At 62.1% G+C, this 15,389-nt stretch carries 13 protein-coding genes and 2 tRNA genes; 9 read left to right on the top strand and 6 right to left on the bottom strand.

Going from position 1 to position 15,389, the window contains the following annotated elements:
• Positions 1-55: 55 nt before the first annotated feature.
• The 4 genes from LOY26_RS24175 to LOY26_RS24160 form a co-directional block, all read right to left on the bottom strand.
• Complete coding sequence (locus LOY26_RS24175; protein ID WP_033701803.1) at positions 56-1,621, bottom strand: iron ABC transporter permease; 1,566 nt, start codon at positions 1,619-1,621, stop codon at positions 56-58.
• Positions 1,621-2,634 carry an extracellular solute-binding protein gene (locus LOY26_RS24170; RefSeq protein WP_033701802.1) on the bottom strand — a complete coding sequence of 338 codons (1,014 nt, stop codon included), beginning with the start codon at positions 2,632-2,634 and terminating at the stop codon, positions 1,621-1,623. Before LOY26_RS24170 ends, LOY26_RS24175 begins: the two co-directional genes overlap by 1 nt.
• A 199-nt stretch (positions 2,635-2,833) precedes the next feature.
• Positions 2,834-2,920, bottom strand: a tRNA-Leu gene (locus LOY26_RS24165).
• 88 nt (positions 2,921-3,008) lie between these two features.
• A tRNA-Leu gene (locus tag LOY26_RS24160) sits at positions 3,009-3,095 on the bottom strand.
• Between the two features lie 275 nt (positions 3,096-3,370).
• Between LOY26_RS24160 and rnr the strand changes: the two genes are divergently transcribed.
• From rnr to LOY26_RS24120, 8 genes are all read left to right on the top strand, one after another.
• A complete protein-coding gene (gene rnr, locus LOY26_RS24155) occupies positions 3,371-5,947 on the top strand; it encodes a ribonuclease R (protein WP_186652733.1) in 2,577 nt (858 codons plus the stop codon).
• On the top strand, positions 5,944-6,690 hold the full coding sequence (gene rlmB / locus LOY26_RS24150) for a 23S rRNA (guanosine(2251)-2'-O)-methyltransferase RlmB (protein ID WP_027592540.1): 747 nt from the start codon (positions 5,944-5,946) through the stop codon (positions 6,688-6,690). The genes rnr and rlmB overlap by 4 nt, the downstream gene beginning before the upstream one ends.
• A gap of 306 nt (positions 6,691-6,996) precedes the next feature.
• A complete protein-coding gene (gene rpsF / locus LOY26_RS24145; RefSeq protein WP_033701800.1) occupies positions 6,997-7,422 on the top strand; it encodes a 30S ribosomal protein S6 in 426 nt (141 codons plus the stop codon).
• A gap of 28 nt (positions 7,423-7,450) precedes the next feature.
• Positions 7,451-7,681: a 30S ribosomal protein S18 gene (gene rpsR / locus LOY26_RS24140; RefSeq protein WP_003249563.1), complete on the top strand. Its 231-nt coding sequence runs from the start codon at positions 7,451-7,453 to the stop codon at positions 7,679-7,681.
• A gap of 34 nt (positions 7,682-7,715) precedes the next feature.
• Positions 7,716-8,579, top strand: a complete 864-nt coding sequence (locus LOY26_RS24135; protein ID WP_186652731.1) for a hypothetical protein — start codon at positions 7,716-7,718, stop codon at positions 8,577-8,579.
• A gap of 20 nt (positions 8,580-8,599) precedes the next feature.
• Positions 8,600-9,046 (top strand): 50S ribosomal protein L9, encoded by a 447-nt coding sequence (gene rplI, locus LOY26_RS24130; protein WP_033701798.1) that lies wholly within the window; start codon positions 8,600-8,602, stop codon positions 9,044-9,046.
• Positions 9,047-9,159: 113 nt separating this feature from the next.
• Positions 9,160-10,557 (top strand): replicative DNA helicase, encoded by a 1,398-nt coding sequence (dnaB, locus tag LOY26_RS24125; protein WP_186652730.1) that lies wholly within the window; start codon positions 9,160-9,162, stop codon positions 10,555-10,557.
• 141 nt (positions 10,558-10,698) lie between these two features.
• Positions 10,699-12,999, top strand: a complete 2,301-nt coding sequence (locus tag LOY26_RS24120; RefSeq protein ID WP_186652729.1) for a YgiQ family radical SAM protein — start codon at positions 10,699-10,701, stop codon at positions 12,997-12,999.
• Positions 13,000-13,042: 43 nt separating this feature from the next.
• Here LOY26_RS24120 and LOY26_RS24115 read toward each other — a convergent pair whose 3' ends face one another.
• On the bottom strand, positions 13,043-13,630 hold the full coding sequence (locus tag LOY26_RS24115) for a TIGR00730 family Rossman fold protein (protein WP_033701796.1): 588 nt from the start codon (positions 13,628-13,630) through the stop codon (positions 13,043-13,045).
• Between the two features lie 349 nt (positions 13,631-13,979).
• Here LOY26_RS24115 and azu point away from each other — a divergent pair, with 349 nt between their 5' ends.
• The gene (gene azu / locus LOY26_RS24110; RefSeq protein WP_033701795.1) at positions 13,980-14,429 is read left to right on the top strand and encodes an azurin; all 450 of its coding nucleotides are present in this window, start codon (positions 13,980-13,982) and stop codon (positions 14,427-14,429) included.
• Between the two features lie 130 nt (positions 14,430-14,559).
• On the opposite strand, the gene nadE is transcribed toward azu, so the two are convergent.
• Positions 14,560-15,387, bottom strand: coding sequence for an ammonia-dependent NAD(+) synthetase (gene nadE, locus LOY26_RS24105; protein WP_033701794.1), 828 nt, complete (start codon positions 15,385-15,387; stop codon positions 14,560-14,562).
• Between the last annotated feature and the right edge of the window lie 2 nt (positions 15,388-15,389).

The following is a 15,389-nucleotide window of genomic DNA, read 5'->3' as shown; positions in this document are numbered from 1 at the left end:
CGCCGCGCGGGCGGCGCTCGATTTATGCTGCGATCAATGACTCAAGGCCTACACATCACGCCTTGTTCAAATACATCCGCGTCGTCAGCAAATACACCGGCAACCCCGACACCACGATCAGCAGCGCTGCATAAGGCGCCGCCGCTGCAAACTCGACGTTGGCGGTATGTGCCCAGACCTCGGTGGCCAGGGTGGTCATGCCGGTCGGGCTGAGCAGCAGGGTAGCGGTCAGCTCCTTCATGGCATCGAGGAACACCAGCGCGAACGCCGCCGCCAAGGCTGGGAAGATGATCGGCAGCGTCACCCGGCAAAACGCCGTGAAGCTGCTGGCGCCCAGGGTGCGCGCGGCCTCTTCGAGGGTAGGCGAGGCCTTGTTCAAGGCGGTGCGTACCGGGGCCTGGGCCAGCGGCAGAAACAGCAACCCGTAGGCCAGCAACAACAGGGCAGTGGTCTGGTACAGCGCCGGCACATAGTGCAAGGCGAAGAACACCAGGGTCAGCGCGATCACCAGGCCCGGCAGGGCATGCAGCAGGTAGGGCAGGCGTTCGGCCCAGATCGCCAGGCGGCCTTTGTAGCGCACCACCAGGAAGCTGATCGGCAGTGCCAGCAACACGCACAAGCCCGCGCCGCCAAGCGACACCGACAGCGACGTGAGCAGCGCTTTGGAGATTTCCGCCACCGGGAACGCCGCCGACGAGCCGACACTCAGCCAGTACCCGAGCATCGCCAGTGGGATGCCGCTACCCAGTACCGCCAGGGCCACGCAGAACAGCTGCGCCAACGGCGCCCAGCCGCGCAGGCGCACCGGTTGCGCGCGGCGCGCCACGCCTTGGCCGATGCGCACATGGCGGGCCTTGCCGCGCACCCGCAGCTCCAGCCACAGCATGATCAGGCACAGCGCCAGCAGCACGGCCGAGAGCATGGCAGCGTTGGCGTTGCTGAACTCCAGCTCGAACTGCTGGTAGATAGCCGTGGTGAAGGTCTGTAGACCAAGAATCGACAAGGCGCCAAATTCCACCAGCATGTGCAGGGCAATCAGCAGGGCGCCGCCCAGCATCGATGGCCACAGCAGCGGCAGGGTCACCTTGACGAACACCCCCCAGCGGCTGCAGCCCAGCGTGCGTGCCGACTCTTCAAGCGAGGTGTCGACGTTGCGCAGGGTGGCGGCCACCGGCAGGAACACCAGGGGATACTTGGACAGGGCCATGACCAGGATGGCCCCGCCGAGGCCTTCGAAGTCCGAGCTCAGCGATACCCAGGTAAAGCTGCTGACGAACGAGGGCACTGCGAACGGCAAGCACAGCACTACGCCCCACAGCCGACGGCCCGCCAGGTTGCTGCGTTCGAGCAGCCAGGCCAGGGCCAGCCCGACCACCATGCACACCAGCGTCACCCCGAACATGAGCATCAGGGTGTTGCGCATCAGGCCCCAGACGAACGGGCGCCAGAGCAGATGCAGGGCCTCTCGCCAGCCTGCTTCCCAGGCCTTGAGGGCGACATACGCCAGCGGCAGCAGGCTCATCGCCACCAGAAACAGCACAGGCAGCACCACCCAGATCGAGGGGCGCTTGCGGCGCGGTACGAAGCGTACCGGCACCGGCTCGGACAGGGCGGCGGTCATCAGAGCAGACCGACCTCACGTTCAAGCTCCAGCGCTTCCTCGGCGTTGCCAAGGTCGGCCGGCGAGATCTTCGGCGGGCGCAGCTCTTCGAACGGCTTCAAGCCACGGTCGGACACCATGCCCTTGTGCAGTGGGTATTCGGCGGTGGTCTGGGTGATCACGCGCTGGCCTTCTTCGCTGGCCATCCAGTTGAGCAGGGCCTGGGCTTCCTTGGGGTGCTTGCTGGCCTTGACTGCGGCGGCGCCAGAGATGGTCACCAGGCCACCGGCATCGCCGTCGGCCAGGTAGTACAGCTTGGAGTCCAGCTTGCCGCGCTCACGCTCAAGGGCATACCAGTAGTAGTTGTTCACCAGCACGGCGGCGACTTCGCCTTTTTCCACGGCCTTGAGCGCCACCATGTTGTTGGTGTAGGTCTTGCCGAAGGCTTTCAGGCCGGTCAGCCACTCTTCGGCAGCGTCACGCCCGTGCATCTTCAGAATGGCCACGGCCTGCTCCTGGAAGGCACCGCTGGTCGGTACGAAGCCGACGCGGCCGTCCCACTCAGGGTTGGCGAAGTCCATTACCGATTGCGGCAGGTCTTTCTCATCGATTTGCTTGGGGTTGAACACCACGACGCGGGTACGCGCGGTAACGCCCATCCAGGTGCCGTTGGCGGCCACGTATTCCTTGGGCAGCATGTTCAAGGTGGCGTCGTCGATCTTCGCCAGCAGGCCCAGTTCGCCCAGGTTGTTCAGCGGCGGCGACTCTTCGGTGTAGATGACATCGGCCGGTGAGCGCTCGCCTTCTTCGATGATCTGGCTGGCCAGCTGGTTGCTGCTGCCCTTGCGGATATTGATGTGAATGCCGGTCTTGGCCTCGTAGGCCTTGGCGATGGCGTCGCCGATTTCCTTGTGCTGCCCGTTGTACAGGGTCAGTGTTACCGGTGCGTCTGCCATGGCGGCCGGCGCGCCGATCACCAGGCTCAGTACAGCGGCGGCCAGGGTGCGCATCAGCGGTTGCGGACGGATCGTCATGCGGGTACTTCCTCGCTTACGGCTACATATTTGGAAACAATGGTAAACGAAATCGTTTCTCAGGTGGCCGGGTGACGAGAAATTCATCGCGAGACGATCGTCGAGTGGCGGAGTGCGCGAGGGTGTCGTGCGCAAAGGGGAGGGGAAACAGAAAATGCAGGCAAGAAAAAACCCACTAGCAAGCTAGTGGGTTTTTGTATGGTGCCCAGGAGAAGACTCGAACTTCCACGACCTTGCGGTCACTGATACCTGAAACCAGCGCGTCTACCAATTCCGCCACCTGGGCAAAGCTTTACATCGTCTGATGAAGGCGACTATCGTTCGCTTTCACACAGTAGTAATAGATCCTTGGTCATCTATTACTTGATAATACTTGGTGCCCAGGAGAAGACTCGAACTTCCACGACCTTGCGGTCACTGATACCTGAAACCAGCGCGTCTACCAATTCCGCCACCTGGGCACACATTTCGTCGAGGTCACATGATGCTTTACATCGCGTTTCATCTCAACTACAACGTCGTCTGTCCGTCGTTGTGGTGCGCACTATACGGACGGTCCTGTAGGCTGTAAAGCCCCCGGTCAAAAAAAATTTCAAAAAATTCAACTTGTTGATTCTTCAGCCCTATTACGACTTCCTCGACTCATTGCTGGGGGGCTGTCCAAGGCTGACATTTCCGGTTTCAATACGCCTATGCCAGAATTCCTATCTATATACCCCAAGGTGAACCCCTTCTGATGGCCGATTGGCAATCCCTCGATCCCGAGGCCGCTCGCGAAGCGGAAAAATACGACAACCCTATCCCCAGCCGTGAGCTGATCCTCCAGCGTCTTGCCGATCGCGGCGAGCCGGCCGCCCGCGAGGAGCTGGCGGCAGAATTCGGTCTGTACGAGGAAGACCAGATTGAAGCCCTGCGCCGCCGTCTGCGTGCCATGGAGCGCGATGGCCAGCTTATCTATACCCGGCGCGGCACCTATGCCCCGGTAGACAAGCTGGACCTGATCTGTGGCCGCGTTTCCGGCCATCGCGATGGTTTTGGCTTCCTCATCCCCGATGACAAGAGCGACGACCTGTTCCTCAGCCCTTCGCAGATGCGCCTGGTGTTCGACGGCGACCGCGCCCTGGCGCGTGTCTCCGGCACCGACCGCCGTGGCCGCCGTGAAGGTGTACTGGTAGAAGTCATCTCCCGTGCCCACGAAAGCGTGGTCGGGCGTTACTTCGAAGAGGGCGGTATCGGCTACGTGACGCCGGACAACCCGAAGATCCAGCAAGAAGTGCTGGTGACCGCCGGTCGCAATGGCGGCGCCAAGATCGGCCAGTTCGTCGAGATCAAGATCACCCACTGGCCAACCCCGCGCTTCCAGCCGCAGGGTGATGTGGTCGAGGTGATCGGCAACTACATGGCGCCGGGCATGGAAATCGACGTCGCCCTGCGCAGCTACGACATTCCGCACGTCTGGCCCGACGATGTGGTCAAGGAAGCGCGCAAGTTCCGCTCCGAAGTGGAAGACAAGGACAAGGAAAAGCGCATCGACCTGCGCCACCTGCCTTTCGTCACCATCGACGGCGAAGATGCCCGCGACTTCGACGACGCGGTCTATTGCGAGCCACTGGGCAAGCTGCGCATGTTCTCGGGCGGATGGCGCCTGTATGTGGCGATCGCCGACGTTTCCAGCTACGTGCGCCTGGGTTCTGCCCTGGACGTTGAAGCCCAGCAGCGCGGCAACTCGGTGTATTTCCCCGAGCGCGTGGTGCCGATGCTCCCCGAGGAGCTGTCCAACGGCCTGTGCTCGCTGAACCCGCACGTCGATCGCCTGGCCATGGTCTGCGAGATGACCATCAACAAAGCCGGCCAGATGGTCGACTACCAGTTCTACGAAGGCGTGATCCACTCCCATGCCCGCCTGACCTACAACAAGGTCAGCAGCATGCTCGAGCATTCCCGCACCCGTGAAGGCAAGGCGCTGCGCGAGCAGTACAAGGAAGTCCTGCCTGACCTCAAGAGCCTGTATGCGCTCTACAAGGTGCTGCTGGACGCGCGCCACACCCGCGGTGCGATCGACTTCGAGACCCAGGAAACCCGCATCGTCTTCGGTGACCAGCGCAAGATCGCCGAAATCCGTCCGACCGTGCGCAACGATGCGCACAAGCTGATCGAAGAATGCATGCTGGCGGCCAACGTGGCCACCGCCGAGTTCCTGCAAAAGCACGGCGTGCCGGCCCTGTACCGCGTTCACGACGGCCCGCCGCCGGAGCGCCTGGAAAAACTGCGCGCCTTCCTCGGTGAGCTGGGCTTGTCGCTGCACAAGGGCAAGGACCCGTCGCCGAAGGATTACCAGGCACTGCTGGCGAGCATCGCCGAGCGCCCGGACTTCCACCTGATCCAGACCGTGATGCTGCGTTCGCTGAGCCAGGCGGTGTACAGCACCGACAACAATGGCCACTTCGGCCTGAATTACGAGGCGTACACTCACTTCACCTCGCCGATTCGCCGTTACCCGGACCTGCTGGTGCACCGCGCCATTCGCAGCATCATCCGCTCCAAGGTGGATACCCCGCACGTCAAGCGTGCGGGTGCCATGAGCATTCCCAAGGCGCGTATCTACCCGTACGACGAGAACACCCTGGAGCAGCTTGGCGAGCAGTGCTCGATGACCGAGCGTCGCGCCGACGAAGCGACCCGCGACGTGGTCAACTGGCTCAAGTGCGAATACATGAAAGACCGCGTGGGCGAGACCTTCCCAGGCGTGATCACTGCGGTGACCGGCTTCGGGTTGTTTGTCGAGCTGACCGACATCTACGTGGAAGGCCTGGTGCACGTCAGTGCGCTGCCGGGTGACTACTACCACTTCGACCCGGTCCACCATCGCCTTTCCGGCGAGCGTACCGGGCGCAGCTTCCGTCTGGGCGATACCATCGAAGTCAAGGTCATGCGCGTCGACCTGGACGAGCGCAAGATCGACTTCGAAGTCTCCGAGAAGACCCTCAGCGGCCCGATCGGTCGCAAGCAGCGCGGTGCAGCGCCAACCGACGGCAAGGCCGAGCAGCAGCAACCGGCCACCGAAGCGAAAGCTACGCCCAAGCCGCGCAGCCGCAAGAGCGAGGCTTCCGAGGCTTACTTCCCTAAAGATGCCGTGCAGCGTAATGCTGAAGTGCGCAAAAGCCGCGAGATGAAGAAGGCGTTGATGACCGACGCGCGCAGCACTGCCGGCAGCAAGTCGGAGAAGGCTGGCAAGCCATCCGGCAAGCCGACCAAGCATCGCAAAGGCCCGCCGAAGTCCGGTGCGCCCCGCAAGAGCAAGAGCAAGTCATGAGTCAGCTGGAAAAGATCTACGGCGTACACGCCGTGCAGGCGTTGTTGCAGCACCACCCCAAGCGGGTCAAGCAGGTCTGGCTGTCGGAGGGGCGTAGCGAGCCCCGCCTGCAGAAGCTGCTGGAGCTGGCCGCGGAAAACCGTGTGGCGGTCGGCCAGGCCGAGCGCCGTGAGCTGGATGCCTGGGTTGAAGGCGTGCACCAAGGCGTGGTCGCCGAGGTCAGCCCGAGCCAGGTGTGGGGCGAGTTGATGCTCGAAGAGTTGCTTGAGCGCACCGAAACGCCGCCGCTGATCCTGGTGCTGGACGGTGTCACCGACCCGCACAACCTCGGCGCCTGCCTGCGCACCGCCGATGCCGCCGGTGCCACGGCGGTGGTGGTGCCCAAGGACAAGTCGGCGACCCTGACGCCGGTGGTGCGCAAGGTGGCCTGTGGCGCTGCGGAGGTGATCCCGCTGGTGGCCGTGACCAACCTCGCGCGTACCCTTGAAAAGCTCCAGCAGCGTGGCCTGTGGGTGGTCGGCACTGCCGGCGAGGCCGAGCAGGAGATTTACCAGCAGGACCTGACCGGGCCTTTGGTGATGATCATGGGGGCAGAAGGCAAGGGCATGCGCCGACTGACCCGTGAGCATTGCGATTTCCTGGTGAAGTTGCCGATGGGCGGTAGCGTCAGCAGCCTGAACGTCTCGGTCGCGACCGGCGTTTGCCTGTTCGAGGCCGTGCGCCAGCGTCAAGCCAAGCGCTGATATTCAGTCTGTGCTGGCCTCTTCGCGGGGCAAGCCCGCTCCCGCAGGATGACTGCAATGGCTGAGGCTGCAGTTGGCCTGTGGGAGCGGGCTTGCCCCGCGAAGGGTTGGTGCAGGCAAAATATGTTTCCGGCTGTTCAAATAATCGCCAATCACCTTGCTTGTCTGTCTTGCCTTCTCTACAATTGCGCCCCTTGCCGAGCTGGCAGGCGCTCATGTGCCTCCCCTCCATGGCAAGACATACAGTGTCATTCACTCCTTGTCTGACCAGCGTTCTGGCAGACTACTAACCCGTAAGGAGCATTCATGCGTCATTACGAAATCATCTTTCTGGTTCACCCGGACCAGAGCGAGCAAGTCGGCGGCATGGTTGAGCGTTACACCAAGCTGATCGAAGAAGATGGTGGCAAGATCCACCGCCTGGAAGACTGGGGCCGTCGTCAACTGGCCTACGCAATCAACAATGTTCACAAGGCTCACTACGTGATGCTGAACGTTGAGTGCACCGGCAAGGCCCTGGCCGAGCTGGAAGACAACTTCCGCTACAACGATGCCGTGATCCGTAACCTGGTCATCCGTCGCGACGAAGCCGTAACCGGTCAGTCCGAGATGCTCAAGGCAGAAGAGAACCGCAGCGAGCGCCGTGAGCGTCGTGAGCGTCCTGAGCATTCTGACTCCGCCGAAGGCGATGACAGCAATGACAGCGACTCCAGCGATAACGCTGACGAGTAATCCACGGACCTTTTGAGGAGCCTATTACATGGCACGTTTCTTCCGTCGTCGTAAATTCTGCCGCTTCACTGCTGAAGACGTGAAAGAGATCGACTTCAAAGATCTCAACACCCTGAAAGCTTACGTATCCGAAACCGGCAAGATCGTTCCAAGCCGTATCACCGGTACCAAAGCTCGTTATCAGCGTCAGCTGGCTACCGCTATCAAGCGCGCCCGCTTCCTGGCCCTGCTGCCCTACACCGACAGCCACGGCCGCTGAGACCGGGTCGTCGACAAGCAGTAAGGGATAAAGCATGCGAGCGTTAGCTGATTTCATCATGCGCGGTCGTGTGCAGGCCACCCTGGTGGTGGTCATCAGTGCAGTGTTACCGCTGTTGTTCTGGTTGAGTGCCGCTGCCGGGAGCCTCGTGCTTCTGCGGCGCGGGTTCAAGGATGCTTCAACGGTCATCGCGTTCGGGCTTTTGCCGGCGGTGGCCATCTGGGCCTTTGGCGACCCAAGCACCTTGCTGGTGCTGTTGGGGACGCTGGGGCTGGCCGCCTTGTTGCGTGCCGGGCATTCCTGGAGCCGGGTGTTGATGTCCAGTGTTGTGCTGGGGTTGGTCTACAGCCTCATCCTGGACACGGTACTGCGTGAAACCTTCGAGGTGTTGGCCAAGGCGCTTGTACAAGCCCTGCCACAAATCGAAGGCAAACCGGTGATCCCCGGTGAGCTGATCGGCCCTGTGCTGGTCGCTTCAACGGCGGTGATGCTGCAGCTGTTCAGCGTGCTGGCTTTGATGCTGGCGCGGTATTGGCAGGCTGCGTTGTACAACCCTGGAGGCTTCGGTCGCGAGTTTCGCGCCCTGAAGTTGCCGCGGGTCACCATGCTGGCGCTGGTGGCACTGATGGTGCTGGGTCCGTTCATCGGGCCGCAGTTCATCGTCCTTGCCTCTGCATCCAGCCTGGTGCTCGTCCTGGCCGGCATCGCCTTGATGCATGGGCTGGTGGCACAGGGCCGACTGGCTGGTTTCTGGCTGGTGGGCATGTACGTGACGCTGCCGCTGATCATGCAGCTGATTTATCCGTTGCTCGTGGTTTTGGCCATTGTCGACAGCCTGATTGATTTTCGCGGTCGCAAGTCCCCTGAGGGGAATGACTCCGCGAACGGTGAAGGTTAAAAGTTAAGAGGTTTTACCAAATGGAACTGATCCTGCTGGAAAAAGTCGCTAACCTGGGCAACCTGGGCGACAAAGTAAAAGTTAAGGCTGGTTACGGCCGTAACTTCCTGCTGCCATTCGGCAAGGCCACCGTTGCCAACGCCGCCAACCTGGCTGCGTTCGAAGAGCGTCGCGCCGAGCTGGAAAAAGCAGCTGCTGACCGTAAAACGTCGGCTGAAAGCCGCGCTGCCCAACTGGCCGAGCTGGAAGTGACCATCACTGCCACCGCTGGCGACGAAGGCAAGCTGTTCGGTTCGATCGGCACCCACGACATCGCTGACGCCCTGACCGCTTCCGGCGTTGAAGTGGCCAAAGCTGAAGTGCGTCTGCCGAACGGCACCATCCGTCAGGTTGGCGAATACGACGTAGCCGTGCACCTGCACAGCGACGTTGAAGCCACCGTACGCGTGGTCGTCGTAGCTGCCTAAGCTGCGCTGACTGGCTGGCCGTCCGCGGCCCAGCCGGTTAACATCGGGCACGGTCCTGTCTTCTACAGGCCGTGCCCTTTGTCTTTTTCGTCCCCCAGAATTCTTTCGTGGCCATGAACGAGATCACCACCTCCGAACAGCTCGACCTGCAAACCGCAGCCCTAAAGGTGCCGCCGCATTCCATCGAGGCCGAACAGGCCGTGCTCGGTGGCCTGATGCTGGACAACAACGCCTGGGAGCGGGTACTGGATCAGGTCTCGGATGGCGATTTCTATCGGCATGACCACCGCCTGATCTTCCGCGCCATCCACAAGCTGGTCGACCTGAACCACCCGTTCGACGTGGTCACGTTGCACGAGCAGCTGGACAAGGAGGGCGTGTCGTCGCAAGTCGGCGGCCTGGCCTACCTGGCGGAGTTGGCCAAGAACACCCCGTCGGTGGCCAACATCAAGGCCTATGCCGCGATCATTCGCGAGCGGGCCACGCTGCGACAGCTGATCAGCATCAGCACCGATATCGCCGACAACGCCTTCAATCCACAAGGGCGCAACGCCGAAGAAATCCTCGACGACGCCGAGCGGCAGATCTTCCAGATCGCCGAGGCGCGGCCGAAGACCGGCGGCCCGGTGGGGGTCAACGAGCTGTTGACCAAGGCCATCGACCGTATCGACACGCTGTTCAACTCCGACAGCGACATTACCGGTATTTCCACCGGTTACACCGACCTGGATGGGAAGACCAGCGGCTTGCAGGCGGCCGACCTGATCATCGTTGCCGGCCGTCCGTCGATGGGCAAGACCACCTTCGCCATGAACCTGGTGGAAAACGCCGTGCTGCGCAGCGACAAGGCGGTGCTGGTGTTCTCCCTCGAGATGCCAGGCGAATCGCTGATCATGCGTATGCTCTCGTCGCTCGGGCGCATCGACCAGACCAAGGTGCGTTCCGGCCAACTCGACGACGACGACTGGCCACGCCTGACCTCGGCGGTCAACCTGCTCAACGACCGCAAGCTGTTCATCGACGATACCGCTGGCATCAGCCCGTCGGAAATGCGTGCGCGTACCCGCCGCCTGGCTCGGGAGCACGGTGAGATCGGCATGATCATGGTCGACTACCTGCAGTTGATGCAGATTCCGGGCTCTTCCGGTGACAACCGGACCAACGAGATTTCCGAGATCTCCCGCTCGCTCAAGGCCCTGGCCAAGGAATTCAACTGCCCGGTCATCGCCCTGTCGCAGCTCAACCGCTCCCTGGAGCAGCGGCCGAACAAGCGCCCGGTGAACTCCGACTTGCGTGAATCCGGTGCAATCGAGCAGGACGCCGATGTGATCATGTTCGTTTACCGTGACGAGGTGTATCACCCGGAGACCGAGCACAAGGGCATTGCCGAAATCATCATCGGTAAACAGCGTAACGGCCCCATCGGTTTCATCCGCCTGGCCTTCATCGGCAAGTACACCCGCTTCGAGAACCTTGCGCCGGGCATGTACAACTTCGACGACGACGAATAACAACCCTGTGGGTCGGGCTTGCCCGGCCCCACGGAGTTATTCGTGTTGCAGATGAATCCGACAACCACCGTCGGATTTGGTCAAAATTTGTGCTATATTCCGCGCCCGCGATTTCCCTGCACACCAGAACCGGTCACTGACATGCAAGCAGCCAAACCACTCTACGACTATCCCAAGTACTGGGCCGAATGCTTCGGGCCAGCACCGTTCCTGCCCATGAGCAGGGAGGAGATGGATCAGCTCGGCTGGGATTCCTGCGACATCATCATCGTGACCGGGGACGCCTACGTCGACCACGCGTCGTTCGGCATGGCCATCATCGGCCGTCTGCTGGAAGCCCAGGGCTTTCGCGTTGGCATCATCGCCCAGCCAAACTGGCAGTCCAAAGACGACTTCATGAAGCTGGGCGAGCCGAACCTGTTCTTCGGCGTCGCGGCCGGCAACATGGACTCGATGATCAACCGCTATACCGCGGACAAGAAGATCCGCTCCGACGACGCCTACACCCCTGGCGGCATGGCCGGCAAGCGCCCAGACCGCGCCAGCCTGGTGTACAGCCAGCGTTGCAAGGAGGCCTACAAGCACGTGCCGATCGTGCTCGGTGGCATCGAGGCCTCGCTGCGCCGTATCGCCCATTACGATTACTGGCAGGACAAGGTGCGCCACTCGATCCTGATCGACGCCAGTGCCGACATCCTTTTGTATGGCAACGCCGAGCGGGCGATCGTCGAAGTCGCCCAGCGCCTGTCCCAGGGCGAGAGCATCGAGCACATCACCGACGTGCGCGGTACCGCGTTCGTGCGCCGTGACACGCCCCAGGGCTGGTTCGAGATCGACTCCACCCGCATCGACCGCCCAGGCCGGGTCGACAAGATCATCAACCCCTACGTCAACACCCAGGACACCCAGGCCTGCGCCATCGAACAGGCCAAGGGCGACGTGGAAGACCCGAACGAAGCCAAAGTGGTGCAGATTCTCGACAGCCCGGGCATGACCCGTGACAAGTCGGTGATACGCCTGCCGTCGTTCGAAAAAGTGCGTAACGACCCGGTGCTGTACGCTCACGCCAACCGCGTGCTGCACCTGGAAACCAACCCAGGCAACGCCCGCGCCCTGGTGCAGAAACATGGCGAAGTGGATGTGTGGTTCAACCCACCACCCATCCCCATGACCACCGAAGAAATGGACTACGTGTTCGGCATGCCCTACGCGCGTATCCCGCACCCGGCGTATGGCAAGGAGCGCATCCCGGCCTACGAGATGATCCGCTTCTCGGTGAACATCATGCGCGGCTGCTTCGGTGGCTGCACCTTCTGCTCGATCACCGAGCACGAAGGGCGGATCATCCAGAACCGCTCCCACGAATCGATCCTGCACGAGATCGAGGAGATGCGTGACAAGGTGCCAGGCTTCACCGGCGTGGTCTCCGACCTCGGCGGCCCGACCGCCAACATGTACCGCATCGCCTGCAAGAGCCACGAGATCGAGAAGCACTGCCGCAAGCCGTCGTGCGTGTTCCCGGGTATCTGCGAGAACCTCAACACCGACCACAGCTCGCTGATCGAGCTGTACCGCAAGGCGCGTGCCTTGCCGGGCGTGAAGAAGATCCTGATCGCCTCGGGCCTGCGCTACGACCTGGCGGTGGAATCGCCGGAGTACGTCAAGGAGCTGGTTACCCACCACGTGGGCGGCTACCTGAAGATTGCCCCGGAGCACACCGAGCGTGGCCCGCTGGACAAGATGATGAAGCCGGGTATCGGTTCCTATGACCGCTTCAAGCGCATGTTCGAGAAGTACTCGAAAGAGGCGGGCAAGGAGCAGTACCTGATCCCGTACTTCATCGCCGCGCACCCGGGCACCACCGACGAAGACATGATGAACCTGGCCTTGTGGCTCAAGGGCAACGGCTTCCGCGCCGACCAGGTGCAGGCTTTCTACCCGTCGCCAATGGCGTCGGCCACGGCGATGTACCACTCGGGCAAGAACCCGCTGCGCAAGGTGACCTACAAGAGCGAAGGGGTCGAGATCGTCAAGAGCGATCAGCAGCGCCGTCTGCACAAGGCGTTCTTGCGCTATCACGATCCGAAGGGCTGGCCAATGCTGCGCGAGGCGCTGGAGCGCATGGGCCGCGCCGACCTGATCGGGCCGGGCAAGCACCAACTGATCCCGTTGCACCAGCCGCAGTCCGACAGCTATCAGAGTGCCCGGCGCAAGAACTCGACCCCAGCTGGCAGCCACAAGGTGGCCAAGGAACAGAAGATCCTGACCCAGCACACCGGCCTGCCACCGCGCGGCAGCGATGGCAGCAAGCCGTGGGACAAGCGTGAGAAGGCCAAGGCTGATGCGTTTGCCCGCAACCAGCAGGCGGCCAAGGAGCGCAAAGAAGCGGCCAAGGGCGGCAAGGCTGGCAAGAAGCCGCGTCAGCCTGTCATTCCACGCTGAGTGATCCATTTAGGGGCTGCAAAGCAGCCCCAGAATGCCAAGCTCAATCAGGCTGCTTGTCGACCCACTTCGGCACCACCGGCGCGACGAACTCGTTCATCCCGTCCAGCAGCGCATCCGGCTGCTGACCCAGCAGCAACATGGCCCGATGCTGCGGCCGCACGAAACCTTCTTCGACGATATGGTCGAGGAACCCGCCCAGCTTTTCATAGAAACCATTGACATCGAGCAGGCCCAGCGGCTTGGCGTGATAGCCCAGTTGCCCCCAAGTCCACACCTCGAACAACTCCTCCAGCGTACCCAGGCCACCCGGCAGTGCAATGAACGCATCGCTGAGTTCGGCCATGCGTGCCTTGCGCGCATGCATGCCATCGACCACTTCCAGGCGGGTCAGGCCTTTGTGGCCGACCTCGGCGTCCAGCAGGCTTTGCGGGATGATCCCAACCACTTCGCCACCTGCGGCCATGGCAGCGTCGGCGACGATGCCCATCAAGCCGACCGCGCCACCGCCATAGACCAGGGTCAGGCCGCGCCGTGCGATGGCCTGGCCAAGGGCGACGGCCGCTTCACGGTAGGCAGGGTTGGCGCCGATGCTGGCGCCGCAGAAGACACAAACGGAACGTACAGGCATTGCTCATCTCCAGTCACTCAGGGTGACAGGGTACGGCGCCTGCCTGGCAGTTCCAAGGCCGCTTTCACTCCGGCCGGGAGAATTCGCAGACGGCGCCAGTGGCACCCTGGGCGTAGGCGGCGAGCAGGCTGTTCAGAAAGCTGGACATGGGCATTTGGTATTGCTCCTAAATGAGAGGTTGTCCCATCGTCTAATAAAAGGGCATGATGTGCCCTTAGATTGGTTGTATACAATCCATTGAACAATTCAACTGACTGGCCACTTGACACCCCCTTGACCCATATCAGCAAGGGGCTGAACGGTTTCAGGCAGTCTCGCAATTGATAAAACCCTGCCCAGGAGATTCATGATGTTTGCGAAAGCTGTAGCGGTATCCCTGCTGACCCTCGCCAGCGCCTCTGTCTTCGCCGCCGAGTGCTCGGTAACTGTCGACTCGACCGACCAGATGTCCTTCAATACCAAGGAAATCACCGTCGACAAGAGCTGCAAGGAATTCACCGTCAAACTGACCCATTCCGGCAACCTGCCGAAGAACGTCATGGGCCATAACCTGGTGATCAGCAAGACTGCCGACATGCAGGGCATTGCCACCGAAGGCATGACTCAAGGCCTGGATAAGGACTACATCAAGGCCGACAACGCCGGCATCATCGCTCACACCAAGATGATCGGCGCGCCAGAGAAAGAAACCGAAGTCAAATTCGACGCTACCAAGCTGGAAGCCGGCGGCGACTACAGCTTCTTCTGCACCTTCCCGGGCCACATCTCGATGATGAAGGGCAAGGTCGTCGTCAAGTAAGGACGATGGCGTAGAGGCGAGGGCTTTGCCCTCCATTCGCGGGGCAAGTCGGATCGCCGCACCGCCGCTCCCCCAGGCCTGATGCCAGTGGGGGCGGCGGTGCGGCGATCCGACTTGCCCCGCGAAGCTTTTACGGGGCGAACGGCAGTTCGCGCTTGTGCTGGGTCTTGCGGTAGGTGGCGACGATGATGTCGAACGCTTCCTGCTCGACCGGCTCACCTTGCAGGAACGCATCGATCTGCTGGTAGGTCACGCCATGTGACGCCTCGTCCGGCTTGCCCGGCGCCAGGTCTTCCAGGTCCGCTGTCGGGACCTTCTCCACCAGCGATTCCGGCGCACCGAAGCTGCGTGCAATCGCTCGCACCTGGTGCTTCACCAGCCCGCTCAGCGGTGCCAGATCGCACGCGCCATCACCAAATTTGGTAAAGAAGCCCATCACCGCTTCGGCCGCATGGTCGGTACCGATCACCAGGCCCGCGCGCGCGCCGGCGATGGTGTACTGCGCGACCATGCGCGTGCGTGCCTTGATATTGCCGACAACGAAGTCCACCAGGGTCGGCGACCCCCCTTGCAACGCCTCGGTTTCGGCCGCCAGTGCACGCACGGCGGGTGCGATGTCGACGGTGTGCACTTCATCGGCGTTGATCACCTCCAGGCAAGCCTGGGCGTCGTGCTCGTCGTGCTGCACCTGATAGGGCAGGCGCACGGCAATGAAGCGGTAGGCCGCATCGCCCGTTTCGGCACGCAGCTCGTTGATCGCGCGCTGGGCGAGCAGGGCGGCGGTCAAGGAATCGACGCCGCCGCTGATGCCCAGTACCAACGTCTTGAGCCGGGCATTGGCCAGGCAGCCCTTGATGAACGCCACGCGCCGGGCCACTTCCTGGTCGAGCGCGGCAGCATCGGCGAACGGCGGCTGCACCTTGAGCGCTTGGGCAATCTCTCGCTGAACGGCTTGCATGG

Source organism: Pseudomonas sp. B21-047 (assembly GCF_024748775.1).
Classification (GTDB): Bacteria; Pseudomonadota; Gammaproteobacteria; order Pseudomonadales; family Pseudomonadaceae; genus Aquipseudomonas; species Aquipseudomonas capeferrum.
This window is presented reverse-complemented; position numbering and strand designations above follow the sequence as displayed.